This is a genomic window from Rhodoferax sp. GW821-FHT02C08 (assembly GCF_059421805.1).
Genome location: NZ_JBWKVR010000006.1, coordinates 1 through 19316, shown reverse-complemented (window position 1 = coordinate 19316; position 19316 = coordinate 1). Strand labels below are relative to the sequence as shown.

The following is a 19316-nucleotide window of genomic DNA, read 5'->3' as shown; positions in this document are numbered from 1 at the left end:
GGGATGTACGGGCCGGGTCTGTCAAAAAAGTAGACAGACCCAGCCCGTGCAGGGGCGTAGCTTCAGTACTTCAGCGTGGCGATTTCGCGCAGCACCTCGGCCGTGGTGCTGGGCAGGCCGAAGAATTCCAGATAGGCCGGGATCTGCTCGAACAGCATGTCCGTGCCCACCTGCACCCGGCAGCCTCGTGCCTGGGCAGCGGCCAGGAAGGCGGTGGTTTCAGCCTTCATCACCACTTCGCCCACAAAGGCGGTGGGGGCGATACGGTCTACGTCCATGGGCAGCGGGTCGCCCTCGTTCATGCCCATGGGCGTGGCGTTGACCACCAGGTTGCAGCTGGCTGGGTCATTGGAGCCGGTTTCCACCAGCAACGCGGGGTAGTGCTGGCGCAGGCGGCTGGCCAGGCCTTCCATGGATGGCGTGTAGGCGTCGAACAGCTGTAGCGTGCTGACGCCGGCCGCCGCCAGGGATGCGGCAATGGCCGAGCCTACGCCGCCGCAGCCTACCACCAGGGCGCGGATGCCGGTCAGGTTCTGGCCCTTGCGCAGCACGCCGCGCACAAAACCTTCACCGTCGAACATGTCGCCGACCAGGCGGCCGTCTTCGGTGCGGCGCACGGCGTTGCAGGCGCCGGCGATCTGCGCCGTGGGCGAGACTTCGTCCAGCAGGCCGGCGGTGGTGACTTTGTGCGGCATGGTGATCAGCGCGCCGCGGATATTCTGCAGACTGAACACGGCACGCAGAAACGTGGGGTAGTCCTCGGTCTTGCAGCCCATGGGTACGACCACGGCGTCAATGCCGGCCTGGTCGAAATAGGGGTTGTAGATCATCGGCGCCTTGAAGGCGTGGGTGGGGAAGCCGATGTGGGCGATGAGCTCGGTTTTGCCGGAAATCATGGCGCGTCCTCAGGCCTTTTGTGCTGCCTGGGCAGCGGATACACCGGCACGCAGGCCCAGCAGATAGCTTTCCGCGCCAAAGCCGCAGATCTGGCCTTTGACGATTTCACCGAACACCGAGTGGTGGCGGAATTCTTCACGCGCATGGATGTTGGACATATGCACCTCGATGATGGGGCAGGGCAGGATGGCTAGCGCATCGCGGATGCCGTAGCTGTAGTGCGTCCAGGCGCCGGCGTTGATCAGCACCGCGTCCACCTTGTCGGCGTAGGCCTGGTGGATGCGCTCGCACATGGCGCCTTCGTGGTTGGTCTGGAAATGCTCCACCGTGGCGCCCAACTCCTGGCCCAGGGCCACCAGGCTGGTGTTGATCTGGTCCAGCGTGGTGGTGCCGTATTGCTTGGGATCGCGTTTGCCAAACATGTTCAGGTTGACGCCGTGGAGTACGAGGATGCGCATGGGAGTTCCTTGGGTTGAGGGGCCGGTCGGGCGGAGGTGGATGCGGGTGTTGAACCCTGCATGTTATCGCTAGAATGACCAAAAATGTACTAAATGGTTCATTTTCAAAATAAAGGGTTTTCCCTGGGTTCTCTCCAAGTTTCCAGGCCAACCCCGCCACACACTGTCCGGTGAAGGAGATGACTTATGACTACAAGCCCCGCCAACCCGCTTGCCCAGCCCAAGGTGGACTGCCATGTGCATGTATTCGACCCGGCGCGCTTTCCCTTTCAGCCCGACACCGCCTACCGGCCGTCCGGCCAGGAGCTGGCCACGGCCGAGCAGCTGGACGCTGTGCTGGACGCGCACGGCGTGCAGCATGCGGTGCTGGTCGGTCCCAACTCCGGCTACGGCCTGGACAACCGTTGCCTGCTGGACGCGTTGGCCCGGGGCCAGGGCCGCTACAAGGGCGTGGTGGTGGTGCGCAACGACGCCAGCCTGGGTGAGTTGCAAGACCTGCAGGCCCAGGGCGTGGTCGGCGTGGCCTTCAATCCGGCGCTGCTGGGGGTGGACTTCTACCAGAGCATAGGCCCTTTGCTGGAGCGCCTGCGGTCGTTGGGCCTGTGGGCCCAGGTACAGGTGCAGCAGGACCAGCTGGTGGCGCTCAAGCCCATGCTGGTGGACAGCGGCGCGCGCCTGCTGTTCGACCACTGCGGCCGGCCCAACCCGGCGGCGGGCGTGGGCCAGGCCGGTTTCCAGGCCTTGCTGGGCCTGGCCGAAACGGGCCGCGCCTGCGTGAAGCTTTCCAGCCTGGTGAAAAGCTCGGGCCAGGCCTTTCCGCATGCGGACATGTGGCCGTTTGTGCAGGCGCTGCTGCAGGCCTATACGCCGCAGTCCCTGGTCTGGGCCTCGGACTGGCCGTTTCTGCGGGCCCCGGCGCGGGTGGACTACGGCCCCTTGTTGGCCCTGTTCAACAAGCTGGTGCCCGACGCGGCGGCGCGCCAGGCGCTGATGTGGGATACGCCTCGGCGCCTGTTCGGCTGGGACGCAAGCGCTGGCTAATTCGCAGCGGTGGGCGGTAGCCGTAACGCGGCTTCCTCGTAGCCGCCTACAAAGCTGTCGGGGCCGTTGTCCAGGTTGCGGTTCACCAGGCGGCGCGCATACATGGGGTGGCGCATGCTGCGCACCTCGTGCTCCAGCGTGGCCAGCACCCGGCCGTTGTCCAGGTCAATGATGTCCTGGAAGCGGTACTGGCTCTGATCGCTTTCCTCCGTCACCAGGCCGCGCGCCAGCAGGCGGCGGTGCACCCCTGAAAAATCCGCCACGCTGACTTGCACATGGTGGCCGTCGTAAGACGGCAGGGTGCGCGTGGTTTCGCGGAACACCAGGCTCTCGGCTAGACCGATGGGAATGCGCACAAAGTTGCCGTCCGCATCCGTTCCCAGCGTCGCCGGCGCGGCCAGCACCTCGGTGTAGAAGCGGGCAATGCCGGCCACTGTGCCTGGTGCGCAGTCCACCTCCACATAGGGCATGCCCAGGCGCAGCGGGCCGAAGCGCGCCGGGTCCGGGGCGTGCACGCGGATGTGGTTGCCCCAGGGGCAGACCGTGTCCACCACATCGCCGTGCCGTTCAAAGCGGAACTGCGTGCCCTGCAGCAGCGGGGCCACGGCCTGCAGCCGCTGCACCAAGCTGTCCAGCTCCGGCAGCACCAGGCCAACCACGCCACGCAGCACCTCGGGCTTGCCCACCGGCAGATGGAACTGGCAGCTGCCTACGTTCATCCAGGCATTGCTGATGCCGGTGCGCTGGTAGGGGTCGCGGGTCAGGCCCAGGCCCATGGCGTAGAAGATGATGGCCTGCTGCTGGTTGGCCACGCGCACATTCACGTGGCCAAACTCGACGATATTGCCCACGTCTTCGGTGGTACGGTTGTAGGTAATGCTCATGGTGGGGCGCTTGGACGGAAGGACACGCATTTTGGCAGTGTTTGCGTGCCGCCGTGTGGTCCGGGCTTTTATATGAAATGAGGCTCTGGCGCAGGTGCCAGCTACGCAAGAAGCTATGTTTTGTGTAGCGGTGGCTATGGCCTGGTGCTATGGATTCAGTAGCTGCTGGCGCAGGTATTTTCTGCGCCAGCGGCACTTTTCTTGTAAATGCTAAGGCCGTGGTCCGGCCTGCTGAAAGAAGCGTACGCGCTCGGCATCGGGTGGGTGGGACGCGAAGGCAATGCCCAGCCAGTTGTCTACATCGTCCTGGTCGGTTTCTTTGCCGTCGGCGCTTTTCTTCTGGTTGCGGGCGGCGGTCAGCTGGTCGAACAGGGTGACCATGCTGGCCGGCGGTATGCCTGCGGCTTGCAGCAAGCGGACGGCGGCAATGTCGGCCTCGTGCTCGGCGCTGCGCGAGTAGTGCGCCTGGCCCAGCAGGGCGGTGGTGCCCGCCAGCAGGCTGCTGAAGTCGCCCAGCAGCAGCGAGCCCACGGTGCCCAGCAGCGTGGTTTGCACCAGCATGCGCACGCCGTCGCGGTGCTGCAGATGGCCTAATTCGTGGCCCAGCACGGCGGTCAGCACATCGGTATCGCGGTTCACCAGATAGACCAGTTCGTCGGTCATGATGATGGTGCCGCCCGGCAGGGCCAGCGCGTTGGGGCCGATGCGGCTGGAGCGGAACACCAACTGCCATTCAGGCACATCCTCGGCCGGCAGATGGGCCACGGCCTGCGCAAATGCGGCTTGCACGCGCGCCTGCTCGGCCAGCGGCAATTGGCTGGGTCGCATCAGCTGCGTATCTATCGTGTGCAGCGTGACCTCGCCCAGGCCGATGTCCACACTGTGCGGTAGCACCAGCAGCGAAGCCTGCGCGGCCAGGGGCAGGCCCCAGACGTGCAGTGCGCCCAGCAACGCTAGTAGTGTGAGCAGGCTGGCGACTACGCCACGCCAGCTTTGCTGTAGGCGCACGGTCAGCGATTCGGTCAGGCCTTGTTGCCGGCTCCAGGCATCCCAGGCGGCGGAGTCGGCGCAGTGCAGTTCGCCGCCCTCGGTCAGCTGGGTGACACGCATGCCGTGGCGGGTGCGCTCCGGCCAGCGCACGCCGGCCAGTGCCAGGCTGCGCTGGATGCCGTCGCCCTGGATGTGCAGTTGGCCATCGGCCACCAGCAACGTGACCGGGTGGGCGCGGGCGTGGATGCCGTCAAAGTAGTCGACCTGCACCTCAGATCCCGAAGTCGATGCCCAGCATGTCGCCAGCGGCGTCGCCCACGGCGGCGCTGGCCCCGTCGCGAGGCTGGCCGACCAGGCTGTCCGGGTCGATATGGCTGCAGATACTGGTGGCCTGCAGCCGCATGCGCGCCACGGCCACCGCCGCAAACGGCCAGTAGAAGCCCAGGGTAATCAGCACCAGCAGCCAATTCTTGGCGGTAAGCCAGAACAGGGATTTGAAGCGCAGATCGCTGTGGAACTGCAGGTCGTGGCTGCCGGTTTGGTTCCACACCAGGTTTTGCGTGCGGGCGATGGCGTAGGGTTTGAGGCTGACCAAGACCAATAGCATTCCGATTAATGGCAGCATGCTGGCCAAGGACGCTACCAAGGACCCGTGGGCGAACTGTTTGGTTGTGATGAACGCCACAAAAATCAACAGCAGCGGCAGTGCAAATGCCAACACCCCCCAGCCCAATATCTTTAGTGAGAGCTTGTAGAAAGCTTTCGCTGGGGCATAGAACTGGGTTTGCAGCTGGCCTAGAGCGTAGTGCTGGTGCTGGTACCGCTTGTACGTCCACAAGGACCAGGGAAGCATCAGTATCACGAGAAGGGCCAACGCCAGAATGGTGATGCCTATCCATAGCGGCGCTTTGTCCGGTTCCATTTCTCGTACGGAGGCCGACAGGGCAACGATCACGACGGTTGGCACATACATGGGCAGCACGGCCCGGTAGGCATCGGCGGTGCTGCCTTTGAACGCAAAGCGCAGGCCGCGCCAGCTGGTATTGGCCAGCCGGAACTGCATGGAGGCGCGCAGCAGCGCCGGCATGACGATGGCTACCAGCACCAGGGCCACCAGCCCGGCCATAGCCGAGAACCGGCCAGCCGCTGAATACAGGCCAAACAGCAGGGCCACCAGCAGCGTTCCTTTGAGCATCTTCTTGGGGTTGCCATGGAAGTCCAGCGCAGCACCGTCTACCAGGGTGTTGCCATAGAAGTAGCGCAGGCGGCGCACCTTGGCCCAGGGGTAGTACAGGCCCAGCGTGACCAGGGTGAGCAGCAGGTTGACGATCCAGATGCGCAGGTATTCGCTGCCGGAGCCGGTGAAGGCGATGCGCAGCTGGCGTGGTTCGGGCGCTGGCGGCAATGTGGAGTGGGGATCGAAGGACGGTTCGATGGTTGAGGTCATGGAGGATGCTTACGTTTGGATACGTTCAATGTAGCGTCGAAATGCCTGCTCTTTACATTTCATTCATACAAATGAATGAGGTTCCAGCGCAGTAGCTGCCTGCGTAAGCTGCTATCAAAATTGGATGGCCAGGCCCTGGTCGGGCCATAACAGTGCAAGCAGGTCCGTCATGCCCACGTCCACGCCCTGCTGCGATAGCAGGGGGGGCTGGCCTCGGTGGAGGGGCCGGCGGTTGAAGAAATGCGTCAGAGGGCTGTTTTTAACGTCCGTAAATGGCCGTCAGCCGGGTCTGCGCAATGGTGTTGGCGTGCAGCATGTAGCCGACCATGGCTGCGCTGGCGTCGGCGGGTAGGTCGATGTGCGGAACCTTCAGCGCGTGCAGCATGAAGATGTAGCGGTGTGGCTTGTCGCCGGGGGGCGGACAGGCTCCGCCGTAGCCTGGTGTGCCGAAATCGGTGCGACCCTGTACCGCGCCCGCTGGCAAGGCTAGCTGGCTGCTGCCGACCTGGGCGGGCAAACCGGTGGTGCTGGCGGGTAGGTTATAGACGACCCAGTGCCACCAGCCGGAGCCGCTGGGGGCGTCTGGGTCGTACATGGTCAGCGCCAGGCTTTGGGTGCCGGGCGGCACTCCTTGCCATTGCAGCGCGGGCGACTGGTTGCCGCCGCTGCAGCCAAAGCCTTGCAGTACCTGGGCATCCGGTAGGCTGCGGCCCTCAGCGATGTCGGGGCTGGTCAGCGTGAAGGGGGCTGCCTGCGCGGCGAGGCTGGCTAGGAATAGTGCGGCTGCGGCGGCCTGCGGGATTAGACGGGGGAACATGGAACTCCTTGTGAAAACAAGGTGCTACTGTGGCCCAGGGTAGGCTAACTCTTTAGCCAGAATCGCGCAGCCGCTATGCCGTTTCGCGCAACACCGAGGGCGCGAAGCCGAAGCGAGCCTTGAAGGCCGCACTGAACCGGCTGTGCGACCCATAGCCGCATTGTTGGGCGATATCGCCCACTGGCAGTTCGCTGGACTGCAGCAGGTCCAGAGCTGCCTCCAACCGGGCTTCGCGCACGGTGGCGGCAATGCTGGTTCCTTCCTTGGCCAGGTGGCGGGCCAGCGTGCTGGGGCTGGTGTGCAGGGCGTGGGCAACCGCCTTGGCGCACCAGTCGGCGTGTAGCCGCCCTGCGACGATGCGGCGGACCCGGTCTGCCATACCCAAGCGGTTGTTCTGTGGGAACACCCAGCCCCGCTCGGCCAGCATCATGAGTACCTCGGTCACGCGGTGGCGGCGTACGGCCGCCGACAGCCGGCTGGTTTCGGCCAGCGCATCCGCGGCGGCCCGTAGCGATTGGCCCAGGCTGTCATCCACCGCCAGTACCTGGACCAGAACGGCGTGCGCGCCACCTGCCAGGGCCGGATAGCGCTGGTGGAAGTCGGCCGCCATTTCCGGCTCTATGTGCAGCACGCAGGCCTGGTAGCGTGGCCGGGTGGTGGGGCCGTTCGCCACATCCCAGGTGCTATTCCTGGCGACCATCAGCAGATGACCTGCGTCGCAACGGTAGCTGCCGCGCGCGTGGTGGATGGTCTTGCTGCCGGATTGCACCCACACCAGCAGATCGGTATGCAGGGTTAGGGTGGCGACACGGTGTCCGGTCTGTTCATATAGCTGGCAGGCCGCGCCTATGCTGTGCAGGGCATCATCCGGGGTGGCTGGGGCGGCGGTTTGGAGGGACATGGGGCTAGTGTGGTGTTGCGCGCTATCTGGAACATAAAGCCGCGTCTTTTTACCCATGATGTCGTTGCAAATTCGCGCCATAGCGGAGCTGTGGCTGTGGTTTGCGCCTAATCCTGGTCAAAAATCCATCGACTTTATTCATTCCATCAAGCACGCAACACCACACTGGGACTCTAGCGCAAGCTGTGCGGCGCGCCACAATCGTCGCCAGTCCCTGTCCGTTCCCTTCTGGAGTTGTATGCCGACCACCCCGCACAGTTCCACACTTGGTGCCCCGCCTTTGCATATTTTGCTCACTGGTGGTACCGGCTTTCTTGGCCAGGCGCTGTGCCGTGCGCTGCTGCTGCAAGGCCATAGGCTCACGCTGTGGGTGCGCAGTGCCGAAAAGGCCGAGGCCTTGTTTGGCACGGCGGTGCGCCATGTGACCAGGCTGGCCGACGTGGCGCCGGGCGATATGCCGGATGTGCTGCTGAACCTCTCGGGCGAGCCCATATTGGGCCCGCGCTGGTCGCCGCAGCGCAAGCAGCAGCTGCATGCCAGCCGCAGCGGTGTGACCCAGGCTCTGGTGGATTGGGTCGCGGCCTCGGCGCGCAAGCCGCGCCTGCTGCTGAGTGCTTCGGCCATTGGCTACTACGGCATACAGGCGCCGGGCGACGCGGCCGCGCTGGGCGAAGATGCGCCGCCTCAGCCTATTTTCATGTCCGAGCTATGCCAGCGCTGGGAGCACGCGGCCCAGGGCATGGCCGCCCACGGCGTGGCGGTGGCCTGTGTGCGGCTGGGCGTGGTACTGGGCCTGAAGGGCGCACTGCCCGAGATGCTGCGCCCATTCCGCTTGGGGGTCGGCACGCGCATGGGCCGGGGTGACCAGGTACTGACCTGGGTGCATCTGGACGATGTGGTGGCCGGCGTGTTGCATCTGATGGCCCAGCTCCACCAGTCGCCCCATACTCCCTACAGGCCGCCCAGCGGTGCCTACAACCTGACCGCACCCTACCCGGTAAGCCAGCAGGAGTTTACCGACACTGTTTGCCGTGTATTGCACCGCCCGCTGGCGCTGCCCGTGCCTGCCGCGTTGTTGCAGCTGATGCTGGGCGAGCAAGCCAGCCTGTTGACCGAAGGCCAGCGTGTGGTGCCACGGCGCCTGCTCGCAGACGGCTACCATTTCCGGTTTGAGCGCCTGGAAGCGGCGCTGCAAGACCTGGAACGTAAAAGAAAGATGTGAGCGAGATATATGGCGACTTTGGGCAATGCACCCCCCGTACTCAACGACCCCGTCGATCAACTGCTGCAGATGCTGCGCACGCCGGGGCCGCGCCGCCGCATCGTCGGCCTGGTGGGGCTGCCGGGTTCGGGCAAAAGTACCTTGGCCGACAAGCTGGTGGCGGCGGTGAATGCCGAGGCCGGTGCCGGCACGGCAGTGGTTTTAGGCATGGATGGATTCCATCTGAGCCGGGCGGCCCTGGCGCGCATGCCCGACCCGGATGGGGCCCTGGCACGGCGTGGATCACCGTGGACCTTCGACCCGGCCGGCCTGGCCGACCGCTTGCGCGCCGTGCGTAACGCGGCTGACGATGCACCCCCTGTGCCCTGGCCTGGTTTCGAGCACAGCGTGGGTGATCCTGTGGAAGGCGCGGTGCAGATAGGCCCCAATGTGCGCCTGGTGCTGCTGGAAGGCCTGTACCTGCTGCACCGCGAACATGGCTGGAACCTGGACGGTCTGCTGGATACCTGCTGGTACCTGGACGTACCTATGGACGTGGCATTGCAGCGCCTGGTGGCGCGACACCAGGCCGCCTGGGGTTTCAGCGTGGCCCAGGCGCAGCACCGGGTGGCGCAGAACGACCAGTTGAACGCCGAGATCGTGCTGCAGACCCGCGCGCGGGCCGACGCCTTGGTGGTTTAGGTCCGGCGGCGGATAAAGACCAGGCCCACCATGCCCAGGCCTACCAGGGCCAGCGAGCCGGGCTCGGGCAGTTCCACGGCCATCTGGTAAGGGCCAAAGCCGGCCAGCGCCGCCGTGTCGTTGGGGCTGACGCCAAACGCCGCGCTGTAAGACGATTCACCAGCCACGCCGAGTCCGGACAGGTCGGACGAATACGACCACTGCACCGCATTCGGATCGGCTGCCGCGATCTCGATCCAGTAGGTGGTGTTGGCCGCCAGGCTGTAGCCGGATGCCAGCGAGAAGCGGTAGGCTTCAAACCCGCTGGAAGAGATGCTGGCGCTGGACAGGCCGTCGAAAGTCGCCAGCACGCTGCCCGGCGCGCCACTGTTGCTGGACAACAGGCTGACCTGCAGGTTGGAGCTCAGGTCTGGGCCCAGGTTCATCAGCAATGCCTGGATGCTGTTCAGCGTGCCGCCATAGGTGCCGGTGTTGAACGAGTTGGCTAGCGGGCCGGTGCCGTACACCGCATCGGAGCCGCTTTGTACGGCGTCAATGTTGTTGTAGACCACACTGGCTTGTGCGGGCAGGGCCATGGCGAAGCACAGGCAGGCACCAGCCGACACGACAGCCTGGCGGAGGGACATTTTCAATGGGGAAAACATAGCGGTTCCTGACATCAAGAGATTGAGGGGGCTCACAGCAGCGGGTCGCTGACGCCGTGCTTCCCGGTTTCCACGTGGCCGGCGCACTGGCAGACAAAGCTGGCGTCGGTGCTGGCGGTCACCACCAGGTCGTACCAGCGTGCGCTGGTCTGCAGCGTCCAGTCCGAGCGGAAGCTGGCGCCGGGGGCTACCGTTTGGTGCGATGCGTTGTTCATGTACTTATCCGTCACGGTGACGCTGGTAGGCGCGGTGCCGATATTGGTGACCACCAGCGAAATGCCGCCAGCGACGGTGTCGTACACGGTTTGTACCGTCAGCTTGGCAGCCGATGCGCCTGTGCCACCTGCAAATTTGCGGAAGAAGCCGTTTGGGCCGTACACCGACAGGTCGTAGGCGCTGGTGCCCGCAGCGGGTGTCCAGGTGTCGGCCAGGCTCTTGCCGGCTTCCACCGTATAGCTCCAGGGGCCGGTGCTGCCACCGGCCACGGTGCCGTTGGCAGTGCGTACATGGAACCAGGCACCAGTGCTGCCCGTGTTGGTGAAGCTGATACCGAAGCTTTGGCCTGCTGCATTCGCTACGCCCAGGGCCTGCAACTGGTAGGGTAGGGCGCGGGCCAGGCGGGCGCCGGGTTCTTGCGCCGGCATGGTCTGGTTGGCGGGGGGCGTGACGGCCAGATTCGGGTAGGTCTTGCCGCTGGTGACATCGCTTGCGGGCGGCACATAGGTGGATGTGCTGGGCAGGCGCGATGCGGTGGCGCTGGCGATGGAGAAGTCCAGCGCCGAGCTCAGGTCGCCGCAGACGGTACGGCGCCAGGGCGAGATATTCGGCTCCATCACGCCAAAGCGTTTTTCGATGAACTGCACGATGGAGGTGTGGTCGAACACCTGGGAGTTGACCCAGCCGCCCTTGCTCCAGGGCGACACCACCAGCATGGGGACCCGTGCGCCCAGGCCGTAGGGGCCGGCGGGGTAGCTGGCTGTGCCGTTGCCGGGGTAGATTTCATTCACGGTGCTGACGGTGGATTTGCCCTGCGCGGCCGTCATCGGCGGGGTGGGCGGCACCACGTGGTCGAAGAAGCCGTCGTTCTCGTCGTAGCAGATGATCAGCACGGTGCTGGCCCAGACGGCGGGGTTGGCGGTCAGCGCGGCCAGCACATTGTTGACGTACCAGGCGCCGTAGTTGGTGGGCCAGTTGGGGTGCTCGGTGTAGGCCTCGGGTGCGGCAATCCAGGACACCTGGGGCAGGGTGTTGTTCAGCACATCGCTGCGCAGCTGGTCGAACAGGCCTCCGTTGTTGAAGGCGCCGTTGTTGTAGATGTTGGTGCCGCTGCGGGCACGGTCATACAGGGGCTGGCCGGGGGTGGAGTTTTGGTATTGGGTGAAGTACAGCAGCGAGTTGTCACCATAGTTGCCGATGTAGGGCTGGCCCGTCCAGCCCCAGTAGCCTTCGGCGGTCAGGCCTACGCCGATGTCCTGGTAAATCTTCCAGCTGACGCCGGCGTTTTGCAGGCGCTCGGGGTAGGTGCGCCAGTTGTAGCCGGCTTCGGCATTGGTGACCACCGGGCCGTAGGGCGGCACGCCATTGCCATTGCTGGCCAGGGCCACATTGCCGGGGGTGTTGCCGGTGGCGTTGCCGTCGGGTGTCAGTGTGCCGTTCTGGCCGGACCAGCCGCTCCACAGGTAGTAGCGGTTCGGGTCGGTGGAGGCCATGATCGAGCAGTGGTAGGCGTCGCACACGGTGAAGGCATCGGCCAGCGAGAAGTAGTAGGGGATGTCCGAGCGCTGCAGGTAGCTCATGGTCTTGCTGGTCTTGTTCGGAATCCACTTGTCGTAGAGGCCGTTGTTCCAGGCGCCGTGAGCGTCTTTCCAGGAGTGCGCCAGGTCGGCCAGAAACGCCATACCCAGGTCGGCGCCTGCGGGGCGGAAGGGCTGCAGCGTGGCTGGGGTTTGCGTCACGCCCGCCGAATTCACATTAGGCTGCTGAAACACCGAGTTGCCAGAGCCGTAGAGGCGCACGGCGCGCGGGTCGTTGAAGCCGCGCACACCACGCAGCGTGCCGAAGTAGTGGTCGAACGAGCGGTTTTCCTGCATCAACACCACGATGTGCTGTACGTCCTGGATGGTGCCGGTCACAGCGTTGGCGGGGATTGCCAAGGCCTGTTTGATGGCGTCTGGGAAGACGGTGGACAGGCCTACGCCTGCAGCGCCTCGCAGCAGCGCGCGACGGTCTATGGAAGTCATGGGGGAATCCTTCTTCTAGGGCTGGGTTGAACGTTTGCCAAGCTGGACCCATCTTCTGCCGCGGGTGTGACATCTCCATGTCAGCCTTTGCCCCAGGGGCCGTATTCGCCCCTCTTTTCGCTCGTCTGTCTGTATGATGGTTCGCATGCTGCACCTTGCTTGCACCGACCCCATCGCGCAACAGCTGCTGATGGCGTATGCCGATTCGCCATTGCTGGTTGCGCTATTGGATGCAGACGACCAGTTGCGCTTTGCGAACCCCGCGTTCCGCAGCGCCTATGGCCTGGATGACGGCGAGCTGCTTAGCTGGTCCGCGTTGATGCGCCGTAACCATGCGCAGCGCAAGGGCGCTTACATCGAGACCCACGACATTGAAATCTGGTTGGCCACCATCCGCTCACGCCGTGGCAAGCTGCCGTTTCGCGCTTTCGAGGCCGATCTGTGCGATGGCCGCTGGATCTGGATGACCGAGACCTTGCGTGCCGATGGCTGGATGCTGTGTGTGGCGTCGGATATCACTGCACTGAAAAGCGGCGAGCGCAGCATGCGCCAGCAGCGCGACGTGGCTTTGCGGGCTGCGCAGACCGACGGCATGACCGGCATCAGCAACCGCGCGCACATCATGGATCTGCTGCGCGACTCCATCGACGAGCGGCAGCACCGCGCTGCGCCTTGCGGCGTGGTATTGCTGGACCTGGACCATTTCAAGCGCGTCAACGACAGTTATGGCCACCCGGCGGGCGATGCCGTGCTGAAGGACTTTGCCCATACGGTGCAGCGTTCGTTGCGGCGCGACGATGGTTTTGGCCGTTTGGGGGGTGAGGAGTTTCTGCTGCTGTTTCGCGGCATGTCACCCAAGAACCTGGGCAGCGTGGTGTCGGTTTTGTTGAATGTGGTGCGCCAGCGCCATCCGCTGCCAGCGCACCCGGAATTTGGCTACACCTGCTCGGCCGGCATGACCGAGCTGCGGCTGGGCGACGATGTGCGCAGTGTCTACAAGCGCGTTGATGAAGCCCTGTACCAGGCCAAGGGTGCCGGCCGGGATCGCAGCATGTGGGCTATTTAGGTTGCTATTTAATTGATAGCTTCTGGCGCAGATAGAATCTGCGCTGGAGCCATTTTTTATTCATAACATGGGTGCGCGGTTCGCACCGTTTGCAGCCACCCCCAATGAAGTATTTCTGCGCATGAGCCTCGCCGTCTGCACCATGGTGCTGGGCACCACCAGCGGGGCCGGCAAAAGCTGGCTGACCACCGCGCTGTGCCGCTACTACGCCCGCCAGGGGCTGAAGGTCGCACCCTTCAAAGCGCAGAACATGAGCAATAACGCGCGTGTTGTTGCACAGGGGGAAATCGGTAGCGCCCAGTACTTCCAGGCGCTGGCGGCCAGAATTCAGCCCGATGTGCGGATGAACCCGCTGCTGCTCAAGCCCGAGCGGGATACCCACAGCCAAGTCGTACTGCTGGGCCAGGTCAGCCCTGAGTTGACCGGCCTGGACTGGCGCAGCCGCAGCGCCAAGGTCTGGCCGGTGGTGGCCCATGCGCTGGATGCATTGCGCGCCGAAAACGATGTGGTGGTGATCGAGGGCGCGGGCTCTCCAGCCGAAATCAACCTGTACGACAGCGACATCGTCAATATGCGCGTGGCCCGCCATGCCGATGCGCGCTGCCTGCTGGTGACGGACATTGACCGTGGCGGCGCCTTTGCCCACCTTTACGGCACCTGGGCCCTGCTGCCTGAGGCGGACCGCAAGCTGTTGCGCGGTTTTGTGCTGAACAAGTTCCGCGGCGATGCGCGGCTGCTGGCGCCGGGGCCACAGCAGCTGCAGGCTTTGACCGGCGTGCCGCTGGTGGCCACGCTGCCTATGTGGTGGCAGCACGGCCTGCCCGAGGAAGATGGTGTGTTTGACGACCGCAGCCGCAGCAATGGCACGGTGACGCGCACCATCGCCGTCGTGGCCTATCCGCGCATCAGCAACCTGGACGAATTCCAGCCCTTGAAGAACGTGCCCGGCGTACGCCTGGTGTGGGCCCGCAGCCCGGCTGAGCTGGCAGGTGCCGACTGGGTCATCTTGCCCGGCTCCAAGCACACCAGTGGCGACCTGGCTTGGCTGCGCCAGCAAGGGCTGGACTCGGCGGTGGCTGCCCATGCCGCGCGGGGTGGGGCCGTGCTAGGCATTTGCGGCGGACTGCAGATGCTGGGCGAGGCCTTGATAGACACCCACGGCATAGACGGCAATGCGCCCGGCCTGGGTCTGCTGCCTTTGGTCACGCAGTTTGAAGAGCGCAAGACGGTGCAGCACCGGCAGAGCCGCTTTGCAGAACGTATGGCTGGCCCCTGGGCCGCCTTGGCCGGGGTGCCCGTGGCAGGCTATGAAATCCACCACGGACAAACGCTGCAGCACAGCGCCATGGCCCAGGCCGGCGATATCGCCCACGCCGTGCTGCCCGACGGCCTGGGTTGGCAGAATGCCGCCGGCAATGTGTTGGGCCTGTATCTGCATGGCATGCTGGAAGACCCAGCGGTGCTGCGGGCCCTGTTTGGTGCCAGCGTGCCCACGCTGGACGCGGTGTTTGACGGTCTTGCCGACTATTTGGAGCCACATTTCGAGCCGGGTTTTCTACAATCGCTGGTCGCCAAGCCCTGATTACACTGAGATATGCAATTTCAGCATCTTGGCCCATATGTTTGGGCCCATATACAGGCGTGGCGTGATGCGTCTCTGTCTCCCGAGCTGGTAGCGGCTTACCGCGGACGCCAGTTCCGGGCCGTACTGCGGCGCATTCCCTTCAGCAGCGTGGGCAATATTTCCACTGCCGTGGCGCTGCTGCTGGCCTATTGGCACCAGGCCGACCACGCAACGTTGCTGGGCTGGGCCGCGCTGGTGATTTTGCTAGGGACGTCCAATCTGCTGCTGTGGTGGCGCCACCAGTCGGTGCCGGAAGCGACGGTCGTGTCCATGGCCAAAGGCTGGTGGTTTGCCATCGGCATCGCCGCCGCGGCTGTGCTTTTCGCCTGGATCATCTGGTATTTGTTTGACCTGGGCGATGCTGACGGGCGGCTGTTACTGGTGGGCACCGTGACCTCCTTTATTGGTACCGGTAGCTGGATGTTTGCCTACCTGCCCTGGGTGGCCATGGCTTGGACGCTGATTCTGTGTGTAGGCACTGGCCTGGCTTTCGCCGGGCGGCCCGAACCTGCATACAGCTATATGACAGGCCTGCTGATTCTTTACGGCTTTGTGATGGCCGCCACTATCCTTGTCACCTGGCGCATGTTCCGCGACGGCCTGAAGGCTGAAACTGAAATCGAACGGCAAAAACAGTTGGTAGGTTTGCTGTTGAACGACTTCGAGGAAAACGCCAGCGATTGGCTGTGGGAAACAGACTCCAATGGCCGACTGCGCCATGTGTCCGTGCGCCTGGCCGCCGCCATGGGTGTGGCGCCTGCTCTGCTGCATGGGCGCAACCTGGTCGAGATGTTGTCGACCCAGTTTCCTCAACTGCGTGACGAAGAGCAGGCCATGTTTTTGCACTTGCAGGCTTGCATGGCCCAGGACACGCCTTTCCGTCAAGTGGTGGTGCCCGTATTGGTCGGAGAGCAACTGCAATGGTGGTCCCTGACCGCCAAGCCTTTGCTGGGTCCTACGGGGCTGCTGCAGGGCTGGCGCGGTGTGGGCTCGGACATCACCGCAGCTCGTTTGCGTGAGATGGAAATGGTGCGCCTGGCCCACCAGGATGCGCTGACGGGCTTGGCCAACCGCCTGCAGTTTGGCAATGCGTTGGAGGCTTATTTTTCCCCTGAGGGCTGCCGGGCTGCCTGTACCTTGTTGTTGTTCGACTTGGACAACTTCAAAACCGTGAATGACTCTCTGGGCCATGCCGTGGGTGATCAGTTGTTGCAGGAGGTGGCCAGGCGCCTGAAGGCCGAGGTCGGGCCACGCGAGCTACTGGCGCGCCTGGGTGGTGACGAGTTTGCGCTGATCGTACCGGGCCTGCTGCCGCGCGCGCAAGCCCAGGCCTATGGTGAAAGGCTGCAGGCTGCGTTGGGCCAGGCATGGTCGGTGAACAGCCACCGCATCGAGGTGCGTGCCAGCATCGGCATAGGGTTTTCGCCGCAGGATGCGCACAGTGCGGAGCAGCTGCTGAAGGTTTGCGACATGGCTTTGTACGCGGCCAAGGCGGCCGGCCGCCACACCCTGTGCTTCTTCGAGCCGGCCATGGATGCGCGTGCGCAGCAGAAGCTGAATATTTTGAGTGATCTGGGCAACGGCCTGGAGCGTGGCGAGTTTGTGCTGCATTACCAGCCACAGATAGATCTGTTGAGCGGCACTTTGGTGGGGTTTGAGGCCCTGGTGCGCTGGCACCATCCCCAGCGGGGTCTGGTGTCGCCGCTGGAGTTCATTCCGGCAGCGGAGGAGAGCGGCTTGATCGTGCCTCTGGGCACCTGGGTGTTGCGCCAGGCCTGCGTGGATGCCATGCATTGGCCGCACCCACTGCGGGTGGCGGTGAATTTGTCGGCTGTACAGCTGGCGAATGCCGATGTGCTGTCCGTGGTGGACGAGGCTTTGCTGCACAGCGGTTTGCCCGGCAATCGGTTGGAGCTGGAGATTACCGAGTCCACCTTGATGCAGGACAGCCAGACTGCGCAGGCCATTTTGCATAACTTCCGCCGCAAGGGCATACGTATCGCACTGGACGATTTTGGAACCGGGTATTCCTCGCTGTCTTATCTGCGCAGCTTCCCTCTCGATAAGCTGAAGATTGACCGCTCGTTTGTCAGTATTCTGGATGCGGCCGAGAGCGATGCCAGCGCGGTGGCCATTGTGCAGACCATCATTGCACTGGCCCAGGCTTTGGCACTTGAAACCACGGCGGAAGGTGTAGAGACTCCGGCCCAGCGCAGCATTCTGGAGCGCATAGGCTGTAGCCAAGGCCAGGGCTATCTTTTTGCCAAACCCATGGGGGCCGAGCAGGTGGGGTCTTTCGTCACCCTGTGGGCGACGAACAAGCCGTTTGCCTTCGTTATTTGAGGCTGCCCGACAAGAACTGCTGCAGCCGCTCGCTCTTGGGCTGGCCCAGCACCTCGCGCGGCACGCCTTGCTCTTCGATCTGGCCTTTGTGCAGAAAGATCAGGTGGTTCGCCACCTCGCGGGCAAAGCCCATCTCGTGCGTCACCACCACCATGGTGCGGCCCTCCAGCGCCAGCTTCTGCATTACCTTCAGCACCTCGGACACCAGCTCCGGGTCCAGCGCGCTGGTGGGTTCGTCGAACAGCATCACTTCGGGCTCAATCGCCAGGGAGCGCGCAATCGCCACCCGCTGCTGCTGGCCGCCACTCATGTGCGCCGGGTAGCTGTCTTCCTTGTTCTGCAGGTCCACCAGCTTCAGGTACTTGCGGGCACGGGCTATAGCTTCGTCCTTGGGCACACCCAGCACATGCACCGGCGCTTCGATGATGTTCTGCAGCACCGTCATATGCGCCCACAGATTGAAATGCTGGAACACCATGGCCAGCCGGGTGCGCATGCGCTGCAGCTGCTTGGCTTCAGAAGCCACCAGCTCGCCGTGCTTGTCGGTCACCAGCTTCAGCTCTTCACCGGCGACGATGATGCGGCCCGCATTCGGCTTTTCCAGCAGATTCATGCAGCGCAAAAAGGTGCTCTTGCCGGAGCCGGAGCTGCCGATGATGCTGATCACATCGCCGGCGCGCGCTTCCAGCGAGACGCCTTTGAGCACCTCGTTGGAGCCGAACTTCTTGTGGATGTCTATGGCCTGGAGTTTCAGGGGTTGGGTGGTCATAAGCGGTATTCAGAAAAATTAGGCACCCAGCAGATTGCCGGTACGGAAGGGGACAGCACCTGCAATATTGGCCAGGTCGTCGCCCGGCGTGGCGTAGCGCTCGTTGGTACGTGCATACATGACGCCAGGTACCTCGGCGCGCAGGGCGTGCACGGTGTTGCCAATAGGGTCTATGACTTCGCACACCAGGTCGCCCAGCGCCAAGCGGTCGCCAGGCTTGGCTGCAAACACCAGTACGCCGGGCACGGGTGATTTGATGAACTGGGCACCGGCTAGCGGTGTGGCCGCGCAGGCCAGAGCGGGCAGGGCAGGCTTGGTGCCGCCAATCACATCCAGATGCTGCAGATACGCAAAGATGGCATCGGCATCGGCCTGGGCCCAGGCGTGGCCAACCTCGGCTTCACCACGCAGCTCTACCGTAGTGCTGCAGCAAGCTTGCGGAATCGGATAGGCATTGCCCAGCTTGTCGGCCAGTTGCCACCACAGCCCGGACATGCACTCGTCAAAAGACAGGCCGCCAGAGTTCTTGGCCAATAGAACGGCCTGGGTGCCTAGCAGGCGGGCCAGCGGCTCCAAGGTGGGCCAGCAAGGCACCTCGGCGTACATGTGCATGACTGCTTCGCAGTCGCAGTGCAGGTCCAGCACCACATCGGCATCGAAGGCCATGCTGGTCAGAGTCTTGCGCTGGCTTGCAAGCTCGGTTTCGGGTACCCAGTTTTGCAGATATTGGCCGGCAGCCTGGCGTATGACGCGTACATTGTGCGCGGCATCGGAGCCGAGCTTGTCCTGTACCAGCGGCAATACGGCAGCGCAGAAGTCGGGGTAGTGGCGGTTGAAATTTTCCGAGGTATTCAGCTCGAAGCGGCCCATGGGCTTGTGGTCCAGCCGCTGGGCCAGTCCCATGGGGTTGGCAACCGGTACCAGAATGATCTCGCCCTGGATCAGGCCTTGCGCTTCGACCTGCTCCAGCAAGCGGCGCAGGTGGTAGGCCGCCAGCATACCGGGCAACTCCTCGGCATGCAGGCTGGCCTGGATATACACCTTGGGCCGGGCTCCCGGCGTGCCAAAGTGGAAGCTCGTCAGGGTTTTCTGGCTACCCAGGCTTTGGGTGCGCAGGAGGTGGTCTTGGCGTTGCATCAGTGTCTACGGGGTGCCAAATAGGCCAGAAACTTGCGTTCAGCCGCGCGGAAAGCCGCAATCAGCGCAAAGGTACCAACCAGGTACAGCGCCGCAGCAAACAGATAGGCCTCGAACGGCAGGTAAAAGTCGGAATAGATGCGGCTGGCTGCCGC

17 protein-coding genes are annotated in these 19316 nt (G+C 63.9%); 6 read left to right on the top strand and 11 right to left on the bottom strand.

The features are described from left to right. Positions 1 to 62 precede the first annotated feature (62 nt). Both AC07VY_RS09055 and aroQ read right to left on the bottom strand, forming a co-directional pair. Positions 63 to 896 carry a shikimate dehydrogenase family protein gene (locus AC07VY_RS09055; RefSeq protein WP_495099940.1) on the bottom strand — a complete coding sequence of 278 codons (834 nt, stop codon included), beginning with the start codon at positions 894 to 896 and terminating at the stop codon, positions 63 to 65. Positions 897 to 905: 9 nt separating this feature from the next. Then, complete coding sequence (gene aroQ / locus AC07VY_RS09050) at positions 906 to 1355, bottom strand: type II 3-dehydroquinate dehydratase (RefSeq protein WP_490593867.1); 450 nt, start codon at positions 1353 to 1355, stop codon at positions 906 to 908. 186 nt (positions 1356 to 1541) lie between these two features. On the opposite strand from aroQ, the gene AC07VY_RS09045 reads away from it, so the two are divergent. Further along, a complete protein-coding gene (locus tag AC07VY_RS09045) occupies positions 1542 to 2396 on the top strand; it encodes an amidohydrolase family protein (RefSeq protein WP_495099941.1) in 855 nt (284 codons plus the stop codon). On the opposite strand, the gene AC07VY_RS09040 is transcribed toward AC07VY_RS09045, so the two are convergent. From AC07VY_RS09040 to AC07VY_RS09020, 5 genes are all read right to left on the bottom strand, one after another. Beyond that, positions 2393 to 3280 (bottom strand): VOC family protein, encoded by an 888-nt coding sequence (locus AC07VY_RS09040; protein ID WP_495099942.1) that lies wholly within the window; start codon positions 3278 to 3280, stop codon positions 2393 to 2395. The two genes, AC07VY_RS09045 and AC07VY_RS09040, sit on opposite strands and share 4 nt — an antisense overlap. 210 nt (positions 3281 to 3490) lie before the next feature. Continuing rightward, complete coding sequence (locus AC07VY_RS09035) at positions 3491 to 4540, bottom strand: M48 family metallopeptidase (protein ID WP_495099943.1); 1050 nt, start codon at positions 4538 to 4540, stop codon at positions 3491 to 3493. Between the two features lies 1 nt (position 4541). After that, positions 4542 to 5717, bottom strand: coding sequence for a YjgN family protein (locus tag AC07VY_RS09030; protein ID WP_495099944.1), 1176 nt, complete (start codon positions 5715 to 5717; stop codon positions 4542 to 4544). 259 nt (positions 5718 to 5976) lie between these two features. Then, positions 5977 to 6534: a YbhB/YbcL family Raf kinase inhibitor-like protein gene (locus tag AC07VY_RS09025; RefSeq protein WP_495099945.1), complete on the bottom strand. Its 558-nt coding sequence runs from the start codon at positions 6532 to 6534 to the stop codon at positions 5977 to 5979. Between the two features lie 73 nt (positions 6535 to 6607). Further along, positions 6608 to 7435 (bottom strand): helix-turn-helix transcriptional regulator, encoded by an 828-nt coding sequence (locus AC07VY_RS09020; protein ID WP_495099946.1) that lies wholly within the window; start codon positions 7433 to 7435, stop codon positions 6608 to 6610. A gap of 238 nt (positions 7436 to 7673) precedes the next feature. Between AC07VY_RS09020 and AC07VY_RS09015 the strand changes: the two genes are divergently transcribed. Together AC07VY_RS09015 and AC07VY_RS09010 are read left to right on the top strand one after the other, a co-directional pair. Further along, positions 7674 to 8657: a TIGR01777 family oxidoreductase gene (locus AC07VY_RS09015; RefSeq protein WP_495099947.1), complete on the top strand. Its 984-nt coding sequence runs from the start codon at positions 7674 to 7676 to the stop codon at positions 8655 to 8657. Positions 8658 to 8666: 9 nt separating this feature from the next. Further along, positions 8667 to 9338, top strand: a complete 672-nt coding sequence (locus AC07VY_RS09010; protein WP_495099948.1) for a nucleoside/nucleotide kinase family protein — start codon at positions 8667 to 8669, stop codon at positions 9336 to 9338. On the opposite strand, the gene AC07VY_RS09005 is transcribed toward AC07VY_RS09010, so the two are convergent. Then, a complete protein-coding gene (locus tag AC07VY_RS09005) occupies positions 9335 to 9964 on the bottom strand; it encodes a choice-of-anchor R domain-containing protein (RefSeq protein ID WP_495119483.1) in 630 nt (209 codons plus the stop codon). The genes AC07VY_RS09010 and AC07VY_RS09005 overlap by 4 nt on opposite strands. A 50-nt stretch (positions 9965 to 10014) precedes the next feature. Next, entirely contained in the window at positions 10015 to 12222 is a 2208-nt protein-coding gene (locus AC07VY_RS09000; protein WP_495099950.1) for a phosphocholine-specific phospholipase C, read from the bottom strand. Positions 12223 to 12367: 145 nt separating this feature from the next. Between AC07VY_RS09000 and AC07VY_RS08995 the strand changes: the two genes are divergently transcribed. The 3 genes from AC07VY_RS08995 to AC07VY_RS08985 all read left to right on the top strand — a co-directional run bounded on the left by AC07VY_RS08995 (position 12368) and on the right by AC07VY_RS08985 (position 17255). Further along, positions 12368 to 13288: a sensor domain-containing diguanylate cyclase gene (locus AC07VY_RS08995; RefSeq protein WP_495099951.1), complete on the top strand. Its 921-nt coding sequence runs from the start codon at positions 12368 to 12370 to the stop codon at positions 13286 to 13288. Between the two features lie 121 nt (positions 13289 to 13409). After that, on the top strand, positions 13410 to 14870 hold the full coding sequence (locus tag AC07VY_RS08990; RefSeq protein WP_495099952.1) for a cobyric acid synthase: 1461 nt from the start codon (positions 13410 to 13412) through the stop codon (positions 14868 to 14870). A 12-nt stretch (positions 14871 to 14882) separates the two neighbouring features. Further along, positions 14883 to 17255, top strand: coding sequence for a putative bifunctional diguanylate cyclase/phosphodiesterase (locus AC07VY_RS08985; RefSeq protein WP_495099953.1), 2373 nt, complete (start codon positions 14883 to 14885; stop codon positions 17253 to 17255). Here the strand turns inward: AC07VY_RS08985 and AC07VY_RS08980 are convergent. Then, entirely contained in the window at positions 17248 to 18024 is a 777-nt protein-coding gene (locus tag AC07VY_RS08980; protein WP_495099954.1) for an ABC transporter ATP-binding protein, read from the bottom strand. The two genes, AC07VY_RS08985 and AC07VY_RS08980, sit on opposite strands and share 8 nt — an antisense overlap. Positions 18025 to 18042: 18 nt before the next feature. Next, a complete protein-coding gene (locus AC07VY_RS08975; protein ID WP_495099955.1) occupies positions 18043 to 19161 on the bottom strand; it encodes a succinylglutamate desuccinylase/aspartoacylase family protein in 1119 nt (372 codons plus the stop codon). Positions 19162 to 19316: the final 155 nt, after the last annotated feature.